The sequence below is a fragment of the Robbsia andropogonis genome (genome assembly GCF_034047095.1).
Taxonomy (GTDB): Bacteria; Pseudomonadota; Gammaproteobacteria; order Burkholderiales; family Burkholderiaceae; genus Robbsia; species Robbsia andropogonis.
The window spans coordinates 1574895-1600023 of the sequence record NZ_CP139170.1 but is presented as its reverse complement, the minus strand read 5'-3'; the positions used below and the strand labels follow the sequence as shown (position 1 = coordinate 1600023).

Below are 25129 nucleotides of genomic sequence, written 5' to 3'. Positions count from 1 at the left end.
AAACGTGATTGTAACCGGCCCCGCCGACAACAATAATCCCGGCACGCACCACGCCAAGGAAGATACGACCGGGCGCACCGCACGGTGCGGGCCAACCACGCCGATCATCCTCGATTCGAACGTGTGGATCGACCTGCACGTTTTCGCCGATCCTGACGTCGAACCGATCCGCCAGGCGTTGCGTGCCGGCACCCTGCACGCCGTCATCGACGACGCCTGCCTCCGGGAGCTGGCGCGCGTGTTGTTGTATCCCCAATTCGTACCCTACGCCGTTGATGATGCGAAAGCGCTAGCGCAAACTCGGGCCTGGACGCATCACGTCACACCAATCGTCCCCGAGGAAGCCGGCCCGACCACCGGCGCCGCACTGCCACTGCAGCCGGTGCTACCGCGCTGCAGCGATCGGGACGACCAGAAATTCCTAGCGCTCGCGGCGTCAACCGGGGCACGCTGGTTGGTGACGAAGGACAAGGCGTTGCTGAAATTGCATCGCCGGATGCTGCGCGATTTTGGATGTCACGTCGTATTGCCCACCGTGTTCACCGCGCAAGCGCTCGGCGTCACTTGACCGGACACACGGCGCGCCTACCATCGAGACGCGATTCATCTCCTCGAGCAGCCGAAACAACGGCCAAAATCCATGTTTGCGAGGCAGAACCTCTAAAATACACCTGTCATCCCGCCATCCGGCGGGACCTTGCTTCTTTTTACTTTCTAAAACCTTACGCTTTATGACCTCGGCCGCCCTCGCTCATCACACGCCATCCTTTCCGTCAAAGTTGCCGAAGGTAGGCACGACCATCTTTACGGTGATGTCCGCGCTTGCCGCGGAAAAAAAAGCGATCAACCTTGGGCAGGGTTTTCCGGACTTCGATTGCGATCCGGCATTGATCGACGCGGTATCGCAAGCCATGCGCGATGGGCACAATCAGTATCCGCCGATGGCTGGCTGGCCGGCGTTGCGCGAAGCGATCGCCAACAAAGTGGATGCCGTCTATGGTCGCAGCTATCACACCACCAATGAGATTACCGTAACATCCGGCGCGACCCAGGCCTTGCTGTCCGCCATCCTGTGTGCCGTGCAACCGGGCGACGAGGTAATCGTCATCGAGCCAAGTTACGACAGCTACGTACCGGCGATCGAACTGGCGGGCGGTAAACCGGTGCGGGTCCCGCTTTCCGCTCCGGACTATATGTTGAATTTCGATGCGATCCAGGCCGCGCTGACGCATCGGACGCGGATGCTTATCATCAATACCCCGCACAATCCCACCGGTCGGACGTGGAAACAAGAAGACATCGAGAAACTGGCGGAGATTCTGCATGGCACCAATGTCTTGGTGCTGTCCGATGAGGTGTATGAACACATGGTGTTCGATGGCCAGTCGCATGCCAGCATCGCCCGGCATCCGGCGCTGGCCGCGCGCAGCTTCATCGTATCGAGTTTTGGGAAGACGTTCCACGTTACCGGCTGGAAGCTCGGTTATGTACTAGCGCCCGCGCCGTTGACGGCGGAATTCCGCAAGGTCCACCAGTTCAACGTCTTTACCGCCAATACACCGATGCAAGCCGGTATCGCGTCGTATATGCAAGATCCATCGACATACGCGAACCTCGCGCAGTTCTACCAGAGCAAGCGCGATCTTTTCCGAGACGGGCTTGCGCAGACACGCTTCACGGTGTTGCCGTGCGAAGGCACGTTTTTCCAATGCGTCGATTACACCGCGATCAGCGACTTGAATGAAGTCGACTTCTGCCGATGGTTGATCAACGAGGCGGGCGTGGCCGCGATCCCCATGTCGGCGTTCTATCAAAACAACCAGGAATCCGGCGTCGTGCGTTTTTGTTTTGCCAAGAAAGACGACACGCTTCGTGACGCCATCGGTCGACTCTCCCGGTTATAACAACGCTGAAATCGCATGATTGGCACGATTACCGAGACAATCCATTCCTTTTTGCCTCATTTATCAATGCTCGACGGGCTCATACAGTAGAGCCTGAGCGATCAATCGATCCCGAGACCGTCGCGCGCGACATGGAGCAAACCCGATCATGCGTTCCCCATCCTCCACGGCGACCCGCTCGCGAATGCCGGCGATGTTCATCTCTCACGGCGCTCCCACGTTCGCCCTGGAACCTGGCGTCGCTGGCCCGCGCCTGGCTGCGCTAGGCAGTGCCCAATTGCATCAGGGCGCCATGTCCGGCCTTCATGCCATTCTTGTCGTATCCGCGCACTGGCTGACGCGAGGGGGCGTTGCCGTTGCCGTAACCCGCGCACCGGAGACCATACATGATTTCGGTGGCTTTCCGCGCGCGTTATACGAACTGCGCTATCCGGCACCGGGCGCACCGGACGCCGCGGCATTAGCAATGAACGCGCTGGAGTCGGCGGGCGTGCACGCGTGGATCGACCCGGACCGCGGCCTCGATCACGGCGCCTGGGTGCCGCTGCGGCATATGGTGCCAGACGCGAATATCCCCGTTTTCCAGGTGTCGCTGCCATGGCCCGCGACGCCGGCCGAGGCATTTGCGTTAGGTCGCGCGCTAGCGCCGCTGCGTGAGCAGGGAATTGCGATCATGGCGTCCGGCAGCCTGACTCACAATCTCGGTGATATTCGACGGGAAGCAGATGCCGATGCCGCCTATGCCACGGCATTCTCAGACTGGATCCGTGCCGCGGTGGTACGCAGCGACGTGCCCGCCCTACTCGATTACCGCGTCTTGGCACCCTATGCCGAGCGGGCACATCCAACTGACGACCACTTGCTGCCGCTGCACGTAGCGCTCGGTGCGGCCAACGTAGACGGTTCACCCGCGCCCGACGTGATCACCTGCATCGAGGGGGGGATAAGCTACGGCGTACTGTCCATGGACGCCTTCTTATTCGCGCAACCCGCTACTGTAGCGTCTCTTTCGCCGAGTCCGGTATAGGCAGCGGCAATACGTCGATGCCTTCGTCGGCGAGTTCAGCGACCTGCTCGGCGGTTGCATGACCACGGATCGCACGTGCCGGCGCTTCTTGATAATGTATCTTGCGCGCCTCGTCCGCAAAGGCTGCGCCAACATTCTCGGTCTGGCGAATCACCTCGCGCGCCATTTTCAGCCACGCTGCCTGCAATGCGTCGGCCATCCTGGCCTCTGGCGTGCTGTCGTCGATACGCTGACCGCTTGCTCGCCGACCCGCCACCGTCCCCGCGCCCTGCTCGGCAGCCGCGCGAGCGTCCCCGTCAACAGCGGCGTGGCGATCGGAACCATGGGGTTGCGTAACCGCCGCCCGCGCCTGCATCGCACCGGGATCACGCAGCGATGAAACGTTCAAATGCGGCGCCGACGGCAACCGCTGCACCACGGGGGAGCCACACATCGGGCATTGCACGAGGCCTTGCTCGCGCTGCGTATCATAGGCGGCAGCGGAGCCAAACCACCCTTCAAAGCGATGCTCGTGCTCACACTGCAAATCGAAAACTTTCATGCTGTAACGAAACTCATCTGAGCCGGCACACGGCATTGTTTCCGGCGAGGCAATGCCTCTCACATCGCAAGGACACCTTCAACCCACAGTGTGCGCCCAGATCGCGCTAAGCAGACAAAGGCCATGCGCCAGACAGGATCTTTTCAAGCCAGAACGTGCCAATGATCGTCTTGACATCGCTGATTTCACCGCGCCGCACGGCTTCCATCATGCGTGCCGGAGATACAATCTCGAGTTCGAGGAATTCACCGTCGTCGAGCTGCTGCTGGCCAGGTGTCAAACCGCGCGCCAGGTAAAGATCGATGAATTCGGTCGAATAGGAAATGACCGGATTGATGCGAGTCAGAAACGTCATCTGGCTCGCACTATAGCCCGTTTCTTCCAGCAACTCACGATGTGCGCAAACAACAGGGTCTTCGCCAGGATCCAGCTTCCCGGCCGGAAACTCCGTCAGTACCTTGCCGAGTGGATAGCGGAACTGCTTCTCCACCAACACGGTACCGTCGTCGAACAGCGGCAAGATCATCACTGCCCCGGAATGCTGAACGTATTCGCGCGTAGCGATCTTGCCATCGGGCAAACGTACACTGTCGCATTTTACCGTCAGGAAGACCCCCTGATGCACCAATGTGCTCGACTCACAATGCTCGCGCAGCCGTTGATCGGCCTGCTTTGCCGCGTCGGTATCAGGGGAAAGCGAATCAGGAGAATCGGTGAAATGGAGGGTCATCGGAAGTCTGAATATCGGAAGGAGTTTTCAGCCTACACGCGATATTTGACCAGATAACGTGCAGTGAAGCCGGGGAAGGCAAAAACCACAAACAAACTGAAGGTCACCGCGTAGAACTGCCAGCCCTGGTCGAAAGCATTACCGGCACGCGCCTCCAGCAGATGACCGAACACGCCAACAAGGAGATACGCGGCAAGCAATTCGCCCAGGCGGATCCAGGCGCTTTTGGCTTTGCCCGGCTTCAACGGCAAGGGAATGACCGCAAACAGGCGCTGGTTGGCGAACGGCAGGTTCGCGAAAAACACGGCAACCAAAACGATAAACCACCCTGCTGCGGACATGTTTCCCTACGCTCCGAAAATTTGATGCATTGCGTGCAGACAGACGTTCAGCAATGGGCCTGGGATGATCCCAAGCGCCAGTACCGCGAGGCCGTTCAGCGTCAAGACCACCCGCGCCACGGTGTGCGTCTCGACCGGCGTTTCATCCAGCGGCGTATCGAAATACATCACTTTGACAATCCGCAGGTAGTAAAACGCCCCGACCAACGAGGACAGCACGCCCAGGATCGAAAGCCAGACCATGCCTGCGTTGACCACTGTGCTCAAGACGGAGAGTTTCGCATAAAAACCGGCGGTAGGCGGAATCCCGGCCAACGAGAACATCAAAACCAACATCACGAACGCGGTCCAGGGGTTACGCTGGTTCAGCCCCTTCAGATCGTCGATATTCTCCGCTTCCACACCGCGGCGCGACAAAATCAACAGGATACCGAAGACCGCGATCGTGGTGATCAGGTAAACAATGCTGTAGAACATCGCCGAACCATACGCGCTCGCCGCTTCGTCGGCATTGCCGTTGACCACGCCACCGATCAGCCCGAGCAGCACGAAACCCTGGTTTGAAATCGCCGAATAGGCCAGCAGCCGCTTGATATTCGTCTGCACCAACCCCATCACGTTACCGATGATCAGCGAAAGGGCGGCGACAATCGTCAGCATTTGCTGCCAGTCCGTCGCCAGCGGAAGCATGCCGTCGATCAACAAGCGGAAACCAAAGGCGAATGCCGCGACCTTCGGGCCCGCCGCCACCAGCAGTGTCATCGCCGTGGGCGAGCCCTGGTAGACGTCCGGCACCCACATATGGAACGGCGCGGTACCAAGCTTGAACGTCACGCCAACAACCACGAACACGACACCGAACAACAACACGGTATTCGGCACCCGGCCGGACGCCAGCGTACGCGAGATCTCTCCCAGGTCCAAGGACGATGTCGCGCCATACATCATCGAGATACCGTACAACGTGAAACCGGAAGCCAAGGCACCGAGTACGTAGTACTTCATCGATGCCTCGCCAGACGTGGCGTCATCCCGCCGCAGCGCGATCAACGCATACAGCGATAACGACATCATTTCCAGGCCGAGATACAGCGTCAGCATATTGTTGCCGCTGATCATCACGATCTGACCAAGTAGCGAGAACATGCCGAGCATGTACACGTTGCCATTGTCGAGATCGCGATCGACCAGATAACGCCGGGAGTACAACAGCGTCAAGGCGAAACCAAGACAGACGAACGCTTTCAACACGCTCGCCATCTGGTCGACGACATACATATCGGAGAAGAAGCGCCCCACCTGCGGCTGAGTCGCAATGGCCGCATACCAGACCGTTGCCGCCAACGACGAGAACAACGCGATGCCGTAGGTGATCCGGCGGCCGCCGGGCCCCGTGGTAAAGGCGTCGTTCAGCACCGTCAGCAGGGCTGCCACCAACAGCAGCGCCTCTGGCAGCAAGACAGTCATGTTCGCATTTTGCATAGCTATTCTTCGCTTCTGTCCTCTTTTGGACCTTCCCTACAACTTCGATTGACTGACGTGCGCGAGCAGATTCGCCACCGACTCATGCATCGCATCCGTGAACGGCTTCGGATACAGGCCCATCGCCAGCACCAGTATCGCCATCACGGTCATCAACCCCATTTCCCGACCGTTCAGATCCGTGAGCGCCGCCACTTGCTCGTTCGCCACCGGACCGAAATACACCCGCTTATACATCCACAACGTGTAGGCTGCGCCCAGAATCAGCGTGGTGGCTGCCAGACCGCCGACCCAGAAGTTGAAATGGACCGACGACAGGATCACCATGAACTCGCCGACAAAACCGGACGTACCGGGCAAGCCGACATTCGCCATGGAAAACAGTAAGGCGAACGCCGCAAAACGCGGCATCCGGTTCACCACACCGCCGTACGACGCAATCTCGCGCGTATGCATCCGGTCATACAACACGCCGATGGCCAGGAACATTGCCCCGGATACGAAGCCGTGCGAGATCATCTGCACGATCGCCCCTTCCACGCCCAACGGGTCGAAAATAAAGAAACCCAGCGTGACGAACCCCATATGGGCAATCGAAGAATACGCCACCAGCTTCTTCATGTCGGTCTGCACCAATGCCACCACACCGACATAGATCACCGCGATCAGCGACAACGCGATCATGACCGGTGCCAGCGTATGCGAGGCGTCCGGCGTTACCGGCATCGAGAACCGCAGGAAACCATAGGCACCCAGCTTGAGCATGATCGCCGCCAGCACCACCGACCCACCGGTAGGCGCTTCGACGTGCGCATCTGGCAGCCACGTGTGCACCGGCCACATCGGCACCTTCACCGCAAAGGCAAAGAAGAACGCGATGAACAGCAGGATCTGCTGCGTCATGCCGAGTGCCATCCCGTGCCATGCGGCAATCTCGAACGTATGCGACTCGCGATACAGATAGATCAGCGCAATCAGCATCAATAGTGAGCCGGCCAGCGTATACAGGAAGAACTTGAACGCCGCATACACCCTGTTCGGACCACCCCACACACCGATGATCAGGTACATCGGAATCAACGTGGCTTCGAAGAACACATAGAACAGCAGGCCGTCGGCCGCGGTAAAGACGCCGATCATCAAACCCGACAGCACGAGGAAGGCGCCCAGATATTGCGCCACCCGCGACGTGATCGACGTCCAACTGGCAATGATGACCACCACGGTGATAAACGCGGTCAACACGACGAACCACATGGAAATACCATCGACGCCAAGGTAATACGCCACCTTGTATCGATCGATCCAGTCCGCGTGCTCGACGAATTGCAACGCCGCGCTGCTGCGGTCAAAACCCCAGATCAACGGCAATGTCACCAGCAATCCCAGCACCGATCCACCCAGCGCCAGTCGTCGTGCAATGTGCGGATCGCGATTCGAGCCACGAACCAGAACAACGATGCCTGAAATGATCGGAACCCAGATCGCCAGGCTAAGTAACGGAAGTGTATGCATGAGGCGCCCTCCCGTTAATTGCCGCTCATCACCACGAACAACGTCAGCAGCGCGAGTACACCGAGGATCATCGCGAACGCGTAGTGATACACATATCCGGTCTGCATCGGGCGCAACGAGCGGGCAAGCCACCGCATCGCATTCGCACTGCCGTCCACCGCGCCGTCAATGACCGCCTGATCGCCTTCCTTGTACAACGCACGCCCGATCGCCACGAAGCCCTTGGCAAAGACGGTATCGTTGAACTTGTCGAAATAATACTTGTTATCAAGCACCGTGTAGACCGGCAGGAAGCGTTGCTTGATCGCCGCCGGAATGGCCGGCTGACGCAAGTAGAACCACCACGCGACGAGGACACCGGCCAACGCGAGCCAGACCGGCAGGCCCGTCACCGAATGCAGCGCCATGCCCACCCACCCATCGAAATGCGCGCCGAGGTCGGCCATGGCCGGGTGGTTCTCACCGATGAAAATAACCTTGTCGAATGCAACGCCTTGACCAAAGAATCGGCCATAGAGCAGCGGCGTGATCGCCAGCGCCCCAATGATAAGCGAAGGAATGGCCAGCAACACCAACGGCAACGTCACGACCCACGACGACTCATGCGGTGTATGTGCGCCATGCGCATGGGCGTCGCCATGACCGTGATCGCCATGGGCATGCGCCGACCCGTCGGTGTCGTGCGCCGCATGCGATGCGCGGAACCGCTCCTTGCCGTGGAACACCAGGAAGTACATCCGAAACGCGTACAGTGCCGTCACGAACACACTGGCCACCACCGCGAAATAAGCAAAGCCGCTACCCGGCAACGTCGATTCGCGTACCGCATCGATGATCGAGTCTTTTGAGTAAAAGCCGGAGAAAAACGGCGTACCGATCAATGCCAGTGAGCCCACCAGCGACGTGATCCAGGTGATGGGCATGTACTTGCGCAGACCACCCATGTTGCGCATGTCCTGATCGTGGTGCATGCCGATGATCACCGAGCCCGCCGCAAGGAACAGCAGCGCCTTGAAGAACGCGTGCGTCATCAGGTGGAAAATCGCGACCGGATAAGCCGATGCACCCAACGCGACCGTCATATAGCCCAGTTGCGACAACGTCGAATACGCCACAACCCGCTTGATGTCGTTTTGCACCAAGCCGAGGAAGCCCATGAACAAGGCCGTGATCGCCCCGATCACCAGGATGAACGACAGCGCGGTATCGGACAGTTCAAACAGCGGCGACATCCTGGCAACCATGAAGATCCCGGCGGTGACCATCGTCGCCGCATGGATCAGCGCGGAGATCGGCGTCGGGCCTTCCATCGAGTCAGGCAACCACACATGCAGCGGGAACTGCGCCGACTTCCCCATTGCGCCGATGAACAGGCAGATGCACGCCACGGTCAGCAACCCCCAGCTCGTGCCTGGGAACGTCAACGCCGCCAGTTGTTCACGATGCGCGAACACGTCGCCGTAGTTCAGTGAACCCGCATAGGCCAGCAATAACCCGATGCCGAGCAGAAAACCGAAGTCGCCCACGCGATTGACGAGAAACGCCTTCATATTCGCGTAGATCGCCGTCGGCCGCGTGTACCAGAAGCCAATCAGCAGGTAAGACACCAACCCCACCGCCTCCCAACCGAAGAACAGCTGCAGGAAGTTGTTGCTCATCACGAGCATCAACATCGCGAACGTGAACAACGAGATATAGGAGAAGAATCGCTGATACCCGTCGTCATCGGCCATGTAGCCAATGGTATAGATATGGACCATGAGCGAGACAAACGTCACCACGCACATCATCAGCGCGGTAAGCGTATCGACGAGGAAGCCGACTTCCAGCTTCAACGCGCCCACGCTCATCCATTCATACATCGTCCCGTTGAAGCTGGCACCCGCGATGACCTTCGAGAAGACGATCGCGGACAGCACGAACGAGATGCCCACGCCCAGGATCGTGATCGAGTGCGCGCCCACGCGGCCGATCTGTCGACCGAACAACCCGGCGACGATGGCCGCCAGCAGCGGTGCGAGCACGATCACCGACAAGATGGTTGGGCTTAATGTATTTGCCATGACGACACCTGCCTTTATCCCTGAATTCCGATGACATACGCGTGGCGCATGCCACCCGCGTACCGTTCCCTTCTCACTTCCCTCTTGCGTTTCATGCTTATCCCTTCAAGCGATCGAGGTCCTCGACATTGATGGTGTCGAGACGGCGGAACAACGCCACCAGGATCGCCAGGCCGATCGCCGCTTCCGCCGCGGCCACCGTCAGCACGAAAAACACGAAGACCTGACCGTTCGGATCGCCCAGATAACGGGAGAACGCGACGAAGTTCGTGTTGACCGCGAGCAGCATCAGCTCGATGGCCATCAAGATGATGATCACATTGCGTCGGTTCAACCAGATGCCGACGATCGCAATCGAAAACAGGATCGCGCCAAGGACAAGATAGTGCGCCAGGGTGAGGGTCATCGTTGTCTCCTCCGTGTTATGACTGCTTGTTGTTCGGTGCGTCTTTCGGTGGATTCTCGGGTGACGCGTGCGGGGGCGTCCGCGTCGCACCACCTGACGCATTGCCCGCCGCGCTCGCCGCGCCGCCGGTCGTCGTTGCCGCCGGGGCCGGACCGGACGGCGTCGCCGACGATGCGGGTGCGGTCGAGCCCGCCGCGGCACCCGCGGTCTGCGTCAAGCCGGCGCCGGCATTGCCTGGCGTTGCCGGGTCGGTCGAGGCATCAGGCGCATCGACGACAGCCGCCATCTTGACGATCCGAAGACGGTCCTTCGCCCGGACACGGACCTGCTGCGACGGGTCGTTGCGCTTGACGCCTTCGCGCTTGCGCATCGTCAACGCGGCGGCGGCGATGATAGCCACCAGCAGGATAAGTCCCGCGATTTCAAACGCAAAGATGTACTTCGTATAGAGCAGTCGGCCGATGACCACGGTATTCGGCACGCCAATATCCGCGGGGTTGCCATCCAGCGGCGTCGCGGTGCCGCCATAACCATGCCAGATGATCAGCGCCAGCTCCGCGACGATGATGACGCCGATAACGGTCGCCCACGGCACGAAGCGTCGGACGTCCTTGCGCAGTCCCTCGATGTTGATATCCAACATCATCACGACGAACAGGAACAACACCATCACGGCGCCGACATAGACCAGGACCAGGACAATCGCCAGGAACTCGGCATGGAGCAGCATCCAGATCCCGGCGGCGTTGAAGAACGCCAGCACCAGGAAGAGCGCCGACTGCACCGCATTGGGCGCCGTGACCACGCGGAAGGCACTGCCTACCAACAGGATCGAAAAGAGATAAAACAGTACGGTCGTGAATGCCATGTTGTCTGCTTGCTGATCTTTCGTGTGCAGTGCCCAGGGAAGGCCTGCGTCGTGCGGTCAAGCCCCCACGTCTTAGCGATACGGTGCATCCGCCGCTTTCGCTGCGGCAATGTCCTTCTCGTATCGGTCGCCTACCGCCAACAACATCGGCTTCGTGAAATACAGGTCACCGCGCTTCTCACCGTGATACTCGAGAATCTGCGTCTCGACAATCGAATCCACCGGGCAACTCTCTTCGCAGAAACCACAGAAGATGCACTTGGTCAGGTCGATGTCATACCGTGTGGTTCGACGCGTATTGTCGGCCCGCGTTTCCGACTCGATCGTGATTGCCAGCGCCGGGCACACGGCCTCGCATAATTTGCAAGCAATACACCGTTCCTCGCCGTTTTCGTACCGTCGCAATGCATGCAGCCCCCGAAAACGCGGTGAAATCGGCGTTTTTTCCTCGGGAAACTGCACGGTGATCTTGCGCCGGAACGCATAACGCCCAGTCAGCGCCATGCCACGCAACAATTCAAGCAGCAGGAAACTACGGAAAAAATCTCTTATCGCATTCATCGCATCAATTCCAAATGTTCAGCGGCGACATGATCCAGCAGCCGGTCACGATGACCCAGATCAGGCACAGCGGCAGGAACACTTTCCAGCCCAGGCGCATGATCTGGTCATAACGGTAACGCGGAAAGGTGCCACGGACCCACACGAACACAGACAACAGCATGAATACCTTCAGCACGAGCCAGAACGCACCCGGAATGAATTCGAGAAAACCGAACGGTGCGTTCCAGCCACCAAGGAACATCGTGGCCGTCAGCGCGGAAATCACGATCATGTTCAGGTATTCGGCCAGGAAGAACAACGCGAAAACGATCCCCGAATATTCGACCATGTGACCGGCGACGATTTCCGATTCGCCTTCAACGACGTCAAACGGGTGGCGATTCGTTTCAGCCAGCCCCGAGATGAAGTAGACGATGAACATCGGCAACAACGGCAGCCAGTTCCACGAGAGGAAGTTCAGGCCATGCGACGCGAACCGGCCCTGAGTCTGCTGAGTGACGATGTCGCTCAGGTTCAACGAGCCCGTAACCATCAACACCGTGACCAGCGCCAGCCCCATCGACACTTCGTACGACACCATCTGCGCGGACGCGCGCATCGCGCCAAGGAACGCATATTTCGAATTCGAGGCCCATCCGGCGAGAATGACGCCGTAGACGCCAATCGACGAGATGGCCATGGCATACAGCAGGCCCGCGTTGATATTGCCCAGTACGGCGGCAGGCTGGAACGGAATCACGGCCCAGACGGCAAACGCCGGCATCACGACCATGATCGGGGCGAGCAGGTAGAGCCACGGCGTAGCCTGGGCCGGTGTGATCACTTCCTTCAGGATCAGCTTCAGCACGTCGGCAATCGTCTGGAACATCCCGCCCGGACCATTCCGGTTCGGACCCAGGCGCACGTGAATCCAGCCGATCAGCTTGCGCTCCCACAGCACCAGATAAGCCACACACAGCAACAGCACGACCGACAGCACGACGATGCGTACCAGCGCCCAGATCGTAGGCCATGCGACGCCGAATACCCCGAGTCCCGCCGTGTTGATCGTATCGAACAAGCTCATTTATGCCTTCTCCACCACCAATTCACCGAACAGGCTACCGAGCGCGGCGGATGCCGGCGTGGCTGCGGACACCCGAACGACCGTCTCGGCCAGCGCCGCATCGCGGAATGCCGGCAAGGTCACCGACAACCCGTCCTGCGTGACACGGACCGCATCACCCTGCTTCAGACCCAGCGTATCGAACAGCGCCGCCGGCAAGCCGGCCCGCACCGCCTGCTTCGCCGCCACGGTCAGGTGCAACGATGGCGCACGACGCACCAGCGGATCAGCATGGTAGATCGGCACATCGGCCAGCCGTTCGAAACGGCCCGGTACACGCGCAGAACGTCGTCCTTCTACGATTGGCGTTGATGTGGCGTTGTTCAGGCGGCTGGGAACGTCGATTTCGCCCAACGCCGCTTGACGCACCTGCTCGACATTGTCGTATTCGAAACCGGACATGCCGAACAGATTGCCCAAGACGCGCAACACTTTCCACCCGGGACGTGTCTCGCCCAATGGCGTGGTGACGCCGTTAAACGCCTGCACACGGCCTTCGCAGTTGACAAAGGCACCCGCGGTCTCCGTGAACGGCGCGATCGGCAACAACACATCGGCGTAGTCGGTTGCATGCTTGAACGCGGTCAGACTGACGACCAGGTCCGCGTTTCGCAATGCCGTGACAGCCTGCGCCGGGTTTGCGGTATCGAATTCAGGCTCGGTGTTCAGCAGCAGGTAGGCCTTGCGCGGTTGCGTGAACTGTTCGGCCGCGGCAAGTCCGCCCTCGCCCGGCAACAGGTCGACCAACTGTGCGCCCACCGTATTCGCCGCTTCGGTCAGGAAGCCGAACGCGGCACCGGCTTGTTCGGCAATCCAGGCAGCCAATGCGTGCAACTGCGTGAATGACGGGTGATGTACCGCGTCATTGCCAAGCAGCACGACGATCTTTTCGCCCGCCACGAACGACTCCGCCGCGCGCCGTGCTTCATCGCCAGGCGCTTCGGCGGCATCGCCCTGCACGAACGCCGCGGGCAAGTCGACCCCGCGCACCGACGCGACCGCGCGCGCGATCGATGACAATTCCGCAAGCCATTCGCTCGGCGCCGCCACGACCGCATGCGCGTTCTGAATCAGCGAATCGTCACTGCTGGCACCCAACAGCGCGATATGCGCCCCACCCCGCGCCGCCTGGCGCAAGCGCGCCGCGAGCAACGGCTGGTCGCGCCGCAGATGCGCGCCGATCACCAACGCACGGTCGACCAACGCAAGGTCCGCGATCGGCATGCCAAGCCAGCGTACCCCGCCACCATTCGCGCCGCCGCCCCGCACCTCGCCAGCGAAGTCGCTCTGACGCAGACGGTAGTCGACATTGGGCGTGCCAATGCCATTTGCCAGCGATTTCAACAGGAACAGTTCCTCGACGGTGCTATGCGGGCTACCCAGCATGCCGATGGCGTCCTTGCCATGCTGCGCGGCGATCTTGCCAAAACTGTCGACGACATAGTCAAGCGCCGTCTGCCAGTCGACCTGATGCCATTCGCCATTCTGGCGGATCATCGGCGACGTCAACCGGTCTTCACCGTTCAAGCCTTCGTAGGCAAAGCGGTCCTTGTCTGATATCCAGCATTCGTTGACCGCTTCGTTTTCCATTGGCAGCACGCGCTTGACCTTACCGTTCTTCATCTGAACGATCAGGTTCGCGCCGGTGCCGTCATGCGGGCTGACCGATTTGCGCCGCGTCAACTCCCAGGTTCGCGCACTGAAACGAAACGGCTTCGACGTCAACGCACCCACCGGGCAGAGGTCGATCATATTGCCCGACATTTCGGAGTCGACCGTTGCGCCCACGAATGTAGTGATCTCGGCGTGCTCGCCACGGCCCAACATGCCGAACTCCATCACGCCGGCAATTTCCTGGCCAAAGCGCACGCAGCGCGTACAGTGGATGCAGCGCGACATTTCTTCCATCGAGATCAGCGGCCCCACATTCTTGTGGAACACGACACGCTTTTCTTCCTGGTAGCGCGACGCGGACTTGCCATAGCCGACGGCCAGATCCTGCAACTGGCACTCGCCACCCTGATCACATATCGGGCAGTCCAGCGGGTGGTTGATCAGCAGGAACTCCATGACCGCCTGCTGACTCTTGATCGCCTTGTCCGATTTCGTCCGCACGATCATGCCAGACGAGACCGGCGTCGCGCAGGCGGGCACGGCCTTCGGCATCTTCTCGACTTCGACAAGACACATACGGCAGTTTGCCGCGATGGACAGCTTGCGGTGATAGCAGAAGTGCGGGATGTAGGTGTTGGCACGCTTCGCGGCCTCCATCACCATGCTGCCTTCCGGTACTTCTACGGTCTTTCCGTCGATTTCAACTTCAACCATGGCTCAACTCAGTTAGGCCTGCGCAGTGGCGAGCGCCGACTGCTTGCTCGCGTCCGATGCCGCCGGTTCCGCCCCGGCCGCCCCCACCAATCCGGTGAAGGCGCCCTCGGCACCGGGCCCGCACAGGCAGCGCTTGTTCGCGACGTGGTATTCGAATTCGTCCCAGTAGTGACGCAGCATTCCCTGGACCGGCATGGCGGCGGCATCACCGAGCGCGCAAATGGTCCGACCCGATATGTTGTCAGCAACAGACTTCAACAGATCGAGATCTTCCTTGCGGCCCTTGCCATGTTCGATCCGGTTGACGATGCGATACAGCCAGCCCGTACCTTCACGGCAGGGCGTGCATTGACCGCACGATTCCTCATGATAGAAGTACGACAGCCGCAGCAGTGCGCGCACCATGCAGCGGGTTTCGTCCATGACAATCACCGCACCCGACCCGAGCATCGACTTCTGCTTCGCGATTGCGTCGTAGTCCATATCGGTTTCCATCATCAGCGCACCCGGCACCACCGGTGCCGACGATCCACCGGGAATCACCGATTTCAACTTCTTGCCGTTGCGCATGCCGCCGGCCAGTTCGAGCAGCTTGGCGAACGGCGTACCGAGCGGCACCTCGTAATTACCCGGCTTCTCGACATCGCCAGACACCGAAAAAATCTTCGTGCCGCCATTGTTCGGCTTGCCCATCTCCAGGTAAGCCTGCGGCCCCACGCCTAGCACGAACGGCACCGCCGCGAATGTTTCGGTGTTGTTGATCGTCGTCGGTTTGCCGAACAGGCCATAGCTGGCCGGAAACGGCGGTTTGAAGCGGGGCTGGCCTTTCTTGCCTTCCAGTGACTCGAGGAGCGCCGTTTCCTCACCGCAGATGTATGCACCATAGCCGTGGTGCCCATGCAGTTGAAACGAAAAACCGGTACCAAGGATGTTGTTTCCCAGCAGCCCTGCTTCACGCGCCTGCTCCAACGCTTCCTCGAAACGGCGGTAAACCTCGAAGATCTCGCCGTGGATGTAGTTATAGCCGACGGTAATGCCCATCGCATATGCGCCGATCGTCATGCCTTCGATCAGGGCGTGCGGGTTGTAGCGCAGGATGTCGCGGTCCTTGAACGTGCCCGGCTCACCTTCATCCGAATTGCATACCAGATATTTTTGCCCTGGAAACTGACGTGGCATGAAGCTCCACTTCAGGCCCGTCGGGAAGCCCGCGCCGCCGCGACCGCGCAGGCTCGATGCCTTCAGGTCGGCAATGATCTGCTCCGGCGGGATCTTCTCTTCCAATATCCGGCGCAGTTGCTTGTAGCCACCACGCGCTTCATAACCCTTCAAATCCCAGTTGTCACCGGTCAGGCCCGCCAGAATCAAGGGGGCGATATGTCGATCGTGCAGGGAGGTCATCGTGCCGTCTCCTCGCGCGGCATGGGAGCCGGACGCTCATTCAGCGTTGCATGTGCACCATCATGGTCGGCATGATCCGCAAGCCGCGCGTCCGCGGCATGATCAACCGGATGCCCGCCACCGGCCGTCGTCCTCAACGGCGCGGCAGACAATTCGGCCAGCAGCGCGTCGATCTTTTCGCGGCTCATGAAACTGCACATTTTCTGGTTGTTCAGCAGCAAGACCGGCGCATCGCCGCAAGCGCCCATGCATTCACCTTCGCGCAGCGTGAACCGGCCATCGGCCGTGGTCTCATTGAAATCGATCCCTAATTTCTGTTTCAGATACGTTGCCGCGTCATCGGCATCATGCAACTGGCATGGCAGGTTCGTACACAGGGTGATCTTGTATTGTCCGACGGGACGCGTATCGAACATGTTGTAGAAGGTCGCGATCTCCTGCACCGCTACCGCCGGCATGCCGAGATAGTTGGCAACGAATCGCATCACCTCGGGTGATACCCAGCCCAGTTCGTCCTGGGCCACCGCAAGCGAGGCCATCACCGCCGAGCGTTTCTGTTCGGGCGGATACTTGGCGACCGCGCGGTCGATTTCCTTCATCGCTTCAGCAGAAAGCATGATCGTCTTCTTTCGCTATTCAGTCAGGCGCTCCCCGCTGCACCTCGCCACCGCCTCATGGACGGTGGCGCGCGCCGGTTTGCATTCCTGGTTTGCTGCCCTGGTTTGATTCTCTTCGCGACGGTCCGACGGCATCTGCTGCCGAACCGGACCCGCACCCCACGAAGCCACAATGCTGCTCTTGTTCACCGCCTGCCATACCGCCACGCCGACCTGCAGCTCAGCGGTCGACTTCACCGAACACAATATCCTGCGTGCCGATGATCGTGACCGCATCCGCGATCATATGCCCCCGCGCCATCTCGTCGAATGCCGACAAGTGCGCGAAACCGCCGGCACGGATCTTCAGGCGGTACGGCTTGTTTGCACCATCCGAAATCAGGTAAATGCCGAATTCGCCCTTGGGGTGCTCGATTGCCGCATAGGTCTCACCCGCCGGCACATGGAAACCTTCGGTGAAGAGTTTGAAATGGTGGATCAACTCCTCCATATTGCTCTTCATGTTTACCCGAGACGGCGGCGCCACCTTATGGTTGTCGATCATCACCGGCCCCGGATTCGCCCTCAGCCAGGTGATGCACTGCTTGATGATCCGATTCGACTGGCGCATCTCTTCCATTCGCACCAAATAACGGTCATAGCAATCCCCATTCGTACCCACCGGCACGTCGAAGTCCATTTTGTCGTAGACCTCATATGGCTGCTTTTTACGCAGATCCCACTCGATGCCCGAGCCGCGCAGCATCGCGCCGGTCAAGCCGAGTTGCAATGCCCGATCCGGTGACACCACGCCAATGCCCACCAACCGCTGCTTCCAGATCCGGTTGTCGGTCAGCAGTGTCTCGTATTCATCGACGTAATGCGGAAAGCGATTCGTGAAGTCCTCGATAAAATCGAGTACCGAGCCGCTACGTTGATCATTCAAGCGGCGTAACGCCGCTGCGTTGCGCACCTTCGATGCCTTGTACTGTGGCATCGACTCCGGCAGATCACGATATACGCCGCCCGGACGGTAATAGGCTGCGTGCATCCGCGCGCCCGACACGGCCTCATAGATATCGAGCAGATCCTCGCGCTCGCGGAACGCATACAGCATCAACGCCATCGCGCCGACATCGAGGCCGTGCGAACCAATCCACATCAAATGGTTCAACAAGCGCGTCAATTCATCGAACATCACACGGATGTACTTCGCACGGATGGGCACGTCGATACCCAACAGCCGTTCGATCGCCATGACATAGGCGTGCTCGTTGCACATCATCGACACATAGTCGAGACGATCCATATACGGAACCGACTGCAGGAAAGTCTTCGACTCCGCGAGCTTCTCGGTTGCGCGATGCAGCAGGCCGATATGCGGATCGGCACGCTGGATCACCTCGCCATCCAACTCCAGCACCAAGCGCAGCACCCCGTGCGCTGCCGGGTGCTGCGGTCCAAAGTTCAACGTGTAGTTCTTGATATCTGCCATGCGAGGCCCCACTTCCAATTCAGCCGCGTTGTATTCATCTTGCGGCGTACGCCATCATCCCGCGCGCTTCTCCATCCCACGACTCAATGCTTCAGCCCGCCATACAGATCCTCGCGGATCACACGCGGAATGATCTCGCGCGGCTCGATGGTCACCGGCTGATAGATCACGCGCTTCTGGTCGGGGTCGTAGCGCATCTCCACATAACCCGATATCGGAAAGTCCTTGCGGAACGGATGACCCACAAACCCATAGTCCGTCAGGATCCGGCGCAGGTCCGGATGACCGTCGAAGACCACCCCGAACAGGTCGAAGGCTTCCCGCTCGTACCAATCCGCGGAACGCCAGACGTCGATCAACGACGGCACCATCGGCATATCATCGTCCGGGGCAAACACCCGGACACGCAGCCGCCAGTTATGCTCTAGCGACAAAAGGTGTACGACCACGGCGAAACGGGGCCCTTCATAGGCCCCGTCTCCGTAGGCAGAGTAATCCACGCCGCACAAATCCGACAGCTGCGCGAAAGCCAGCGACGAATTGTCGCGCAAAGTCTCAGCAACTTTCAGGTAATCTCCGGCATTTACCGTTAGCGTCACTTGTCCCAGCGATGAGACGAGATGAACGATCTTGTCGCCCAAAGCGCTTTCGAGCGCGGCTTGCAGAGTGTCGAGTTTGTTTGTCATAGTGGAAACAGACGCTGTTTTGGGCCACGAGCATCATGCGGCCGATACGCGGCGAAGCAACGCGCCGGCGGTCCTGTACGACGCCAACAGGCAATCGCGCGTGACGAGACGATCGCATGCGTCGGCGCGGGAAACCTGGCTGACAATGCGCACACTACCGCCCGGCCACCTGCCTGCTGTGCGTTATGGGCGCGCAATGGTCGCCGTCCGCTTGATCTTCGCCTGAAGTTGGATGATGCCGTAGATCAGCGCCTCAGCAGTGGGCGGACAACCGGGCACATAGACATCCACGGGTACGATGCGGTCACAACCACGGACGACCGAATAGGAGTAGTGATAGTAGCCGCCGCCATTCGCGCAGGAGCCCATCGAGAGCACCCACCGCGGCTCGGCCATCTGGTCGTAGACTTTCCGCAATGCTGGCGCCATTTTATTGCACAGCGTGCCGGCGACGATCATCAGATCGGATTGACGTGGACTGGGGCGGAACACGATGCCAAAACGATCCAGATCGTAGCGCGCGGCACCGGCATGCATCATCTCCACCGCGCAACAGGCAAGCCCGAACGTCATCGGCCATAACGAGCCGGTACGCGTCCAATTGATCAGCTTGTCTGCGGAGGTGGTGACGAACCCCTCTTTCAAGACCCCTTCGATACTCATTCCTGACTCCTGGTACCGCAAGATGCGGTGGCATCTCGCGAAACACACGCCGCGGCCCGTCGTCGACTCGTGGTCTACTCACGTCGTATGCAACCGGCCGACTCTGCCGCCGGTCCGTCGAACCGATGCGTGCGCTTCGCTCACATCGGTTGGCGATACCGTCCCTCACTTTCTACTCGTCGCCCAGGATCCGGCACGACGCCTGCCCGCCCACTACAACGCGCAGCGTATTGCGCTGCAATACCGCAGGCCGCTTAAAGAAACAGCCTACCTTGCGTTTCCCGCACCGCGACACGTCATACGGCCGACACGTTTATTATCACCCCTTCCCACGATCCTGCTCACTCCCAATCCAGCGCGCCCTTCTTCCAGAGGAAGACGAAACCCAGGATGAATTCAAGGATGAACACCATCATCGCAGCAAACCCGGGCCAACCGACGTCGCGCAGTGATACCCCCCATGGGAACAGGAAAGCGGTCTCGAGATCGAAGATGATGAAGAGAATGGCGACCAGATAATAGCGCACGTCGAACTTCATACGCGCGTCTTCGAATGCTTCGAAGCCGCACTCGTATGGTGCGTTTTTCTCGACATCTGGTTTATGAGGACTGACAAGTTTGCCGACAGTGATGAGACCACCACCCAGTGCGACACCCACGATTATGAACAACAATACGGGGAAATAGGGTGCGAGGTTCACGGCAATCCTCTTTTGATAGTAGTGCGCGCTGACAGCAAAGCGCTTCGGCGCGTAATGATGGTCACGGCCTAGACCGCACCACCCTGACACCATTCACCCACTTCGGGCAAATGATCCTACGCCTCACAAAACAATGCCAGCCGAAGCGTCTCTGCAACAGGCTGGCATTGTCTGAATCATGGTGCCGACGATGAGACTCGAACTCATACGACTTGCGTCACTACCCCCTCAAGATAGCGTGTCTACCAATTTCACCACGTCGGCTAAAACGTTCTACTACTTGCGCTACTTGCTGCTACCCATGATCTTGCAAAGCCACGGGTATCTTACTCCGATGCGCGACGGTTTGCTGCATCGCAACGCTTAATAATCCATTTTCGATTGCGATACAAACGGCAGCAGCAAGCACCTTCAGACCATATCAAGCACCGCGCTTGAATCGTTCTCGCCTTGCACAGGCAATCCGGATCTTTCCGCATCTACGCACAATCTGTGTCTAACGAACCGTCTTCGCTCCGCGACAAGACCAAAATTGTAGCGCCTCTCGTATGATTATTCAATCACAATCCGCAATTTTTACATCGGAACGAGATCGTTAAATACACACCAGACGGATCGCCTTGATCCGGCGAAGAAAACGGGCAGGCACCATATTTACCTGACGCCCGCTACGACGCGGAATGAACACATGCACCCCTTACTTCGGCACATCCTGGCCCGGCACGGTCGACGACGGGGCCACACCTGCGGCACTGGCCGCCGCAGGCGCGGAACCTGCCTGCACTGACGTCACCGGCGCAGGCGCGGCACCCATCACGCCGACCGACGCCACTTCACGATTGGCGCTACCCATGTAGGTCAACGCCAGCGTGCAGATAAAAAACAGCGCGGCCAATACGCCCGTCGTGCGCGACAGGAAGTTCGAAGAACCCGAGGCGCCGAACAGGCTGCCGGAAGAGCCGCTGCCGAACGCCGCCCCCATATCGGCGCCCTTGCCGTGCTGCACCAGCACGAGGCCAATGACGCCAAGGGCGGACAAAACCTGGATGACGATGATCAGGGACTTCAACAACACCATGCGTATGTCATTCGACGTGTCGAATGCCTCAAGTAAAAATCACACTATGCCGCACGGCAGATGGCAATGAAATCATCTGCCACCAACGCCGCACCGCCAATCAAGCCACCATCGATGTCCGGTTGTCCGAACAACTCGGCGGCATTCCCCGGCTTCACGCTGCCACCGTACAGCAACGCCACCTGTTCCAACACTTCATTCTTCGCCACGAGCCGCGCGCGCAGAAATGCGTGCACGTCCTGCGCCTGTTGCGCCGTTGCGCTCTTGCCGGTACCAATCGCCCAGACCGGCTCATAAGCAAACACCATGCGTCGCAATTGGCCGGCATCGAATGCCGACAGCAGCGCATCGAGCTGCGCGCCCACAACCGCTTCGGTACGCCCCGCCTCCCGCTCCGCCAGGGTCTCGCCCACACACACCACCGGCGTCATGCCACCATCCAACACCTGTCGGGTCTTCGCGACCACCGCGGCATCGCTCTCACGCAATAACGTGCGGCGCTCGGAATGACCAACGATGACCAATGTCACGTCGAATTCCCGCACCATCGCCGCGGAGATCTCACCGGTATAAGCACCCTTGTCGAGCGCGTGGCCGGAAATATCCTGGACGCCCAATCGAACCGCGGACCCGGAAAGCGCTTGCTGCGCTTGCGAGAGATAACAAAACGGCACACAGACGCCTACCTTGACGCCGCCTGCAACGCCGGCCTCCGCCGCCGGCTGCCTGCCGACAGTATCGGCCAGTGCCGACAACAGCGTGGCATTTGATGCAAGACTGCCGTGCATCTTCCAGTTACCCACCACCCAGCGGGTACGCCCCGCATCGGCGGGATGCGCATGAGCGTGACCAACGGACGTCTGGGGGCTCTTGACTTGTTCGGACATGGCGATTCGCTCTCTCTGATTAAAAATCGGGGAAGCGCGGTTCGCGGCGGCCGGACCCAAGCCTTCGCAAGACCCACAAACGTTGCGACGGACACGATCGCAACGCCCTTTGCGGCAGGCGGGCACAAAATCCGGACCAAAACACGGCATTGTAAGACGCCGGAACCGGGCTGGTCAATTCAACGTTCAACGACACGTCAACAACGCCACCTTTCCGATCGATGGACGTTCTCCGGCGCCGGGCACGCGTTCTCCGTCTCGGCGACAAGACGGCACGACCCGACAGTCTGGGACATTCGCCTAAATAAAACGCCGGTGTCCGCACCTTGCGACACCGGCGTTCTAACCGATATTCAGGGTGCCGGACCTGTCGACCCGGACCCTTATTTTGCCTCATTGGCGCAGCATCCGCGCAACGCATCGCCAGGCAGACAGACCACCGCAGCCGACGCCCGGCCCCGGCCTGCACCCAACTTGGGTAGACGGGAGCGGGAGCGGTCGCCGCGCGATTACTCGCCAGCGGGCGTCGGCACATCCAGCAAGGCCTTCATCGACAAACGGATTCGACCCTTTTCTTCGAGCTGAATCACCTTGACCTTGATTTGCTGCCCTTCGCTCAGGTAATCGCCGACCTTGTTGACGCGCTCGTGGACGATTTCGGAGATGTGCACCAGACCATCCTTGCCCGGCAGGATATTGACGATCGCACCAAAGTCCAACAGCTTCAACACGGTACCGTCGTAGGTTTTGCCGACTTCCACATCGACCGTGATGGCTTCGATACGGCGCTTTGCCTCTTCCATCCCTTCGGCGCTGGTGCCGGCGATGGTGACATTGCCCTCGTCGCTGATATCGATCTTCGTGCCGGTCTCCTCAGACAGTCCGCGAATGACCGAGCCACCCTTGCCAATCACGTCACGAATCTTGTCCGGATTAATCTTCAGCGTGATAATCCGCGGCGCGTAATCGGACAACTCCGTATTTGCACCATCCACCGCCGCGCGCATCTTGCCCAGGATATGCATCCGGCCCTCGCGCGCTTGCGCCAACGCCACCTGCATGATTTCCTTGGTGATGCCTTGGATCTTGATGTCCATCTGGAGCGCCGTGACACCCGCATCGGTGCCGGCAACCTTGAAGTCCATGTCGCCCAGGTGATCCTCGTCGCCTAGAATATCCGTCAGCACCGAGAAACGCTTGGTGTCGGCATCCAGAATCAAGCCCATCGCGATGCCCGCGACGTGCGCCTTCAACGGCACCCCGGCATGCATCATTGCCAGGCAACCACCGCAGACCGATGCCATGGACGACGAACCGTTCGATTCGGTGATTTCGGAGACGACCCGGATCGAGTACGGAAACGCTTCCTTCGTCGGCAAGCAGGCAGCCAGCGCACGCTTCGCCAAGCGGCCATGGCCGATTTCGCGGCGCTTCGGCGAACCCACACGGCCGGTTTCGCCCGTCGCGAACGGGGGCATGTTGTAGTGCAGCATGAAGTGATCGCGCTGCTCGCCTTCGAGCGCGTCGATGATCTGCTCGTCGCGTTGCGTGCCCAATGTCGCGATGACCAATGCCTGCGTCTCACCGCGCGTGAACAGTGCAGAACCATGCGTCCGTGGCAGCACGCCGGTACGGACCTCGATCGGACGCACGGTGCGCGTATCGCGACCGTCGATACGCGGCTCGCCATTCAGGATCTGGCCACGGACGATCTTCGACTCCAGATCGAACAGCACATTGCCAATGGCAGTGCTGTCTGGCGCACTTGTACCCGACGCCGCCGCTCGCTCTTTCAGCGTCTGCTCGACCAATGCCGTCGCCTCACGCAGCTTTGCCGTGCGTTGTTGCTTGTCGCGCAGTTGATAAGCGGCGCGCAGCGGCGCATCCGCGATCTCGGTGACGCTTGCGATCAGGGCCTCGTCCTTCGGTGCCGGCTGCCAATCCCATTCGGGCTTGCCGCCTTCCTTGACCAGTTCATGGATCGCGTCGATCGCGGTCTGCATCTGCTCGTGACCGAACACCACCGCGCCCAGCATGACATCTTCCGGCAACTGATCCGCTTCGGACTCGACCATCAGCACCGCTGTCTCCGTCCCCGCCACCACCAGATCGAGGTCCGATGACGAAAATTGTGAACGGTTCGGATTCAGAACGTACTGACCGTCGATATATCCGACGCGCGCCGCACCCACCGGACCATTGAACGGCAGGCCCGAAATCGCCAATGCCGCCGACGCACCGATGATCGACGGGATATCGGCCGGCACATCCGGATTCAGTGACAGGACGTGAATGACGACCTGTACTTCGTTGTAGAAACCTTCCGGGAACAGCGGACGCAGCGGACGGTCTATCAGACGCGAAATAAGCGTCTCACCCTCCGACGGGCGACCTTCGCGACGGAAGAAACCGCCGGGGATACGACCGGCGGCATACGTCTTCTCAAGGTAATCGACGGTCAGCGGGAAGAAATCCTGACCCGGTTTTGCACTACGGGCACCTACGACAGTTGCCAGCACGACGGTGTCTTCGACGTCGACGATGACGGCGCCGCTTGCCTGACGTGCTATTTCACCGGTTTCCAGACGGACCTTGTGTTGGCCCCATTGGAATTCCTTCACGACTTTATTGAACATGTACCACTCCTTTATATGCGGCTGCGCGGCGCCCTCGATCGGACGCGGAACCACCGTGCCCTGTTGCCCAGGCGACCGGGAATCCCCGGCGCGCGACCTGCTCGGAGGCGTC

Annotated in this window: 22 protein-coding genes, 1 tRNA gene and 2 pseudogenes; 3 read left to right on the top strand and 22 right to left on the bottom strand. The window is 59.8% G+C overall.

Annotated features, from left to right (window positions below; genetic code table 11):
* The first annotated feature begins 103 nt into the window (after positions 1-103).
* The 3 genes from SJQ66_RS20545 (at position 104) to SJQ66_RS20535 (ending at position 2931) form a co-directional block, all read left to right on the top strand.
* On the top strand, positions 104-568 hold the full coding sequence (locus SJQ66_RS20545; protein WP_046152910.1) for a putative toxin-antitoxin system toxin component, PIN family: 465 nt from the start codon (positions 104-106) through the stop codon (positions 566-568).
* Positions 569-731: 163 nt separating this feature from the next.
* Positions 732-1904, top strand: a complete 1173-nt coding sequence (locus SJQ66_RS20540) for a pyridoxal phosphate-dependent aminotransferase (RefSeq protein WP_024902214.1) — start codon at positions 732-734, stop codon at positions 1902-1904.
* 148 nt (positions 1905-2052) lie between these two features.
* Positions 2053-2931, top strand: a complete 879-nt coding sequence (locus tag SJQ66_RS20535; protein ID WP_222102710.1) for a dioxygenase family protein — start codon at positions 2053-2055, stop codon at positions 2929-2931.
* Here SJQ66_RS20535 and SJQ66_RS20530 read toward each other — a convergent pair.
* The 22 genes and pseudogenes from SJQ66_RS20530 to pnp all read right to left on the bottom strand — a co-directional run bounded on the left by SJQ66_RS20530 (position 2897) and on the right by pnp (position 25017).
* A complete protein-coding gene (locus tag SJQ66_RS20530) occupies positions 2897-3472 on the bottom strand; it encodes a DUF1178 family protein (RefSeq protein ID WP_024902212.1) in 576 nt (191 codons plus the stop codon). The genes SJQ66_RS20535 and SJQ66_RS20530 overlap by 35 nt on opposite strands.
* A 106-nt stretch (positions 3473-3578) precedes the next feature.
* On the bottom strand, positions 3579-4202 hold the full coding sequence (locus SJQ66_RS20525) for an NUDIX domain-containing protein (protein ID WP_024902211.1): 624 nt from the start codon (positions 4200-4202) through the stop codon (positions 3579-3581).
* Positions 4203-4234: 32 nt separating this feature from the next.
* Positions 4235-4543 (bottom strand): DUF2818 family protein, encoded by a 309-nt coding sequence (locus SJQ66_RS20520; protein WP_024902210.1) that lies wholly within the window; start codon positions 4541-4543, stop codon positions 4235-4237.
* Between the two features lie 6 nt (positions 4544-4549).
* Entirely contained in the window at positions 4550-6025 is a 1476-nt protein-coding gene (gene nuoN, locus SJQ66_RS20515) for an NADH-quinone oxidoreductase subunit NuoN (RefSeq protein ID WP_036007839.1), read from the bottom strand.
* A 36-nt stretch (positions 6026-6061) separates the two neighbouring features.
* Positions 6062-7540 carry an NADH-quinone oxidoreductase subunit M gene (locus tag SJQ66_RS20510; protein WP_024902208.1) on the bottom strand — a complete coding sequence of 493 codons (1479 nt, stop codon included), beginning with the start codon at positions 7538-7540 and terminating at the stop codon, positions 6062-6064.
* A gap of 14 nt (positions 7541-7554) precedes the next feature.
* Entirely contained in the window at positions 7555-9603 is a 2049-nt protein-coding gene (gene nuoL / locus SJQ66_RS20505) for an NADH-quinone oxidoreductase subunit L (RefSeq protein ID WP_024902207.1), read from the bottom strand.
* Between the two features lie 97 nt (positions 9604-9700).
* Complete coding sequence (gene nuoK, locus SJQ66_RS20500) at positions 9701-10009, bottom strand: NADH-quinone oxidoreductase subunit NuoK (protein ID WP_024902206.1); 309 nt, start codon at positions 10007-10009, stop codon at positions 9701-9703.
* A gap of 223 nt (positions 10010-10232) precedes the next feature.
* A pseudogene (locus SJQ66_RS20495) lies at positions 10233-10877 on the bottom strand (NADH-quinone oxidoreductase subunit J); the annotation flags it as partial.
* Positions 10878-10949: 72 nt separating this feature from the next.
* Positions 10950-11438, bottom strand: coding sequence for an NADH-quinone oxidoreductase subunit NuoI (nuoI, locus tag SJQ66_RS20490; RefSeq protein WP_024902204.1), 489 nt, complete (start codon positions 11436-11438; stop codon positions 10950-10952).
* A 4-nt stretch (positions 11439-11442) separates the two neighbouring features.
* Positions 11443-12507, bottom strand: coding sequence for an NADH-quinone oxidoreductase subunit NuoH (gene nuoH, locus SJQ66_RS20485; protein ID WP_024902203.1), 1065 nt, complete (start codon positions 12505-12507; stop codon positions 11443-11445).
* The gene (gene nuoG, locus SJQ66_RS20480; RefSeq protein WP_024902202.1) at positions 12508-14874 is read right to left on the bottom strand and encodes an NADH-quinone oxidoreductase subunit NuoG; all 2367 of its coding nucleotides are present in this window, start codon (positions 14872-14874) and stop codon (positions 12508-12510) included.
* A 12-nt stretch (positions 14875-14886) separates the two neighbouring features.
* The gene (nuoF, locus tag SJQ66_RS20475) at positions 14887-16275 is read right to left on the bottom strand and encodes an NADH-quinone oxidoreductase subunit NuoF (RefSeq protein ID WP_024902201.1); all 1389 of its coding nucleotides are present in this window, start codon (positions 16273-16275) and stop codon (positions 14887-14889) included.
* A gap of 146 nt (positions 16276-16421) precedes the next feature.
* Positions 16422-16892 (bottom strand): annotated as a pseudogene (gene nuoE / locus SJQ66_RS20470) (NADH-quinone oxidoreductase subunit NuoE); the annotation flags it as partial.
* 15 nt (positions 16893-16907) lie between these two features.
* Positions 16908-17129 (bottom strand): hypothetical protein, encoded by a 222-nt coding sequence (locus tag SJQ66_RS20465; protein WP_024902199.1) that lies wholly within the window; start codon positions 17127-17129, stop codon positions 16908-16910.
* Positions 17113-18366: an NADH-quinone oxidoreductase subunit D gene (locus tag SJQ66_RS20460; protein WP_024902198.1), complete on the bottom strand. Its 1254-nt coding sequence runs from the start codon at positions 18364-18366 to the stop codon at positions 17113-17115. Before SJQ66_RS20460 ends, SJQ66_RS20465 begins: the two co-directional genes overlap by 17 nt.
* Before the next feature lie 83 nt (positions 18367-18449).
* Positions 18450-19052, bottom strand: a complete 603-nt coding sequence (locus SJQ66_RS20455; RefSeq protein WP_024902197.1) for an NADH-quinone oxidoreductase subunit C — start codon at positions 19050-19052, stop codon at positions 18450-18452.
* 183 nt (positions 19053-19235) lie between these two features.
* Complete coding sequence (locus SJQ66_RS20450) at positions 19236-19715, bottom strand: NuoB/complex I 20 kDa subunit family protein (protein ID WP_024902196.1); 480 nt, start codon at positions 19713-19715, stop codon at positions 19236-19238.
* 341 nt (positions 19716-20056) lie between these two features.
* Complete coding sequence (locus tag SJQ66_RS20445; protein WP_024902195.1) at positions 20057-20416, bottom strand: NADH-quinone oxidoreductase subunit A; 360 nt, start codon at positions 20414-20416, stop codon at positions 20057-20059.
* Positions 20417-20595: 179 nt separating this feature from the next.
* Positions 20596-20680: transfer RNA gene (locus tag SJQ66_RS20440), tRNA-Leu, on the bottom strand.
* A 433-nt stretch (positions 20681-21113) separates the two neighbouring features.
* Positions 21114-21494, bottom strand: a complete 381-nt coding sequence (secG, locus tag SJQ66_RS20435) for a preprotein translocase subunit SecG (RefSeq protein ID WP_046152881.1) — start codon at positions 21492-21494, stop codon at positions 21114-21116.
* Between the two features lie 44 nt (positions 21495-21538).
* A complete protein-coding gene (gene tpiA, locus SJQ66_RS20430) occupies positions 21539-22282 on the bottom strand; it encodes a triose-phosphate isomerase (protein WP_046152912.1) in 744 nt (247 codons plus the stop codon).
* 608 nt (positions 22283-22890) lie between these two features.
* Complete coding sequence (gene pnp / locus SJQ66_RS20425) at positions 22891-25017, bottom strand: polyribonucleotide nucleotidyltransferase (protein ID WP_320535239.1); 2127 nt, start codon at positions 25015-25017, stop codon at positions 22891-22893.
* Between the last annotated feature and the right edge of the window lie 112 nt (positions 25018-25129).

Bases quoted from the DNA above. Each gene is read 5' to 3' on its own strand.
- SJQ66_RS20535 (WP_222102710.1), top strand. From the start codon at position 2,053: ATGCGTTCCCCATCCTCCACGGCGACCCGCTCGCGAATGCCGGCGATG.
- SJQ66_RS20530 (WP_024902212.1), bottom strand. From the start codon at position 3,472: ATGAAAGTTTTCGATTTGCAGTGTGAGCACGAGCATCGCTTTGAAGGG.
- SJQ66_RS20525 (WP_024902211.1), bottom strand. From the start codon at position 4,202: ATGACCCTCCATTTCACCGATTCTCCTGATTCGCTTTCCCCTGATACC.
- SJQ66_RS20520 (WP_024902210.1), bottom strand. From the start codon at position 4,543: ATGTCCGCAGCAGGGTGGTTTATCGTTTTGGTTGCCGTGTTTTTCGCG.
- nuoI (WP_024902204.1), bottom strand. From the start codon at position 11,438: ATGAATGCGATAAGAGATTTTTTCCGTAGTTTCCTGCTGCTTGAATTG.
- SJQ66_RS20455 (WP_024902197.1), bottom strand. From the start codon at position 19,052: ATGACAAACAAACTCGACACTCTGCAAGCCGCGCTCGAAAGCGCTTTG.
- nuoL (WP_024902207.1), bottom strand. From the start codon at position 9,603: ATGGCAAATACATTAAGCCCAACCATCTTGTCGGTGATCGTGCTCGCA.
- secG (WP_046152881.1), bottom strand. From the start codon at position 21,494: ATGGTGTTGTTGAAGTCCCTGATCATCGTCATCCAGGTTTTGTCCGCC.
- nuoH (WP_024902203.1), bottom strand. From the start codon at position 12,507: ATGAGCTTGTTCGATACGATCAACACGGCGGGACTCGGGGTATTCGGC.
- nuoK (WP_024902206.1), bottom strand. From the start codon at position 10,009: ATGACCCTCACCCTGGCGCACTATCTTGTCCTTGGCGCGATCCTGTTT.
- tpiA (WP_046152912.1), bottom strand. From the start codon at position 22,282: ATGCACGGCAGTCTTGCATCAAATGCCACGCTGTTGTCGGCACTGGCC.
- nuoG (WP_024902202.1), bottom strand. From the start codon at position 14,874: ATGGTTGAAGTTGAAATCGACGGAAAGACCGTAGAAGTACCGGAAGGC.
- nuoN (WP_036007839.1), bottom strand. From the start codon at position 6,025: ATGCAAAATGCGAACATGACTGTCTTGCTGCCAGAGGCGCTGCTGTTG.
- SJQ66_RS20510 (WP_024902208.1), bottom strand. From the start codon at position 7,540: ATGCATACACTTCCGTTACTTAGCCTGGCGATCTGGGTTCCGATCATT.
- pnp (WP_320535239.1), bottom strand. From the start codon at position 25,017: ATGTTCAATAAAGTCGTGAAGGAATTCCAATGGGGCCAACACAAGGTC.
- SJQ66_RS20450 (WP_024902196.1), bottom strand. From the start codon at position 19,715: ATGAGTATCGAAGGGGTCTTGAAAGAGGGGTTCGTCACCACCTCCGCA.
- SJQ66_RS20540 (WP_024902214.1), top strand. From the start codon at position 732: ATGACCTCGGCCGCCCTCGCTCATCACACGCCATCCTTTCCGTCAAAG.
- nuoF (WP_024902201.1), bottom strand. From the start codon at position 16,275: ATGACCTCCCTGCACGATCGACATATCGCCCCCTTGATTCTGGCGGGC.
- SJQ66_RS20460 (WP_024902198.1), bottom strand. From the start codon at position 18,366: ATGGCAGATATCAAGAACTACACGTTGAACTTTGGACCGCAGCACCCG.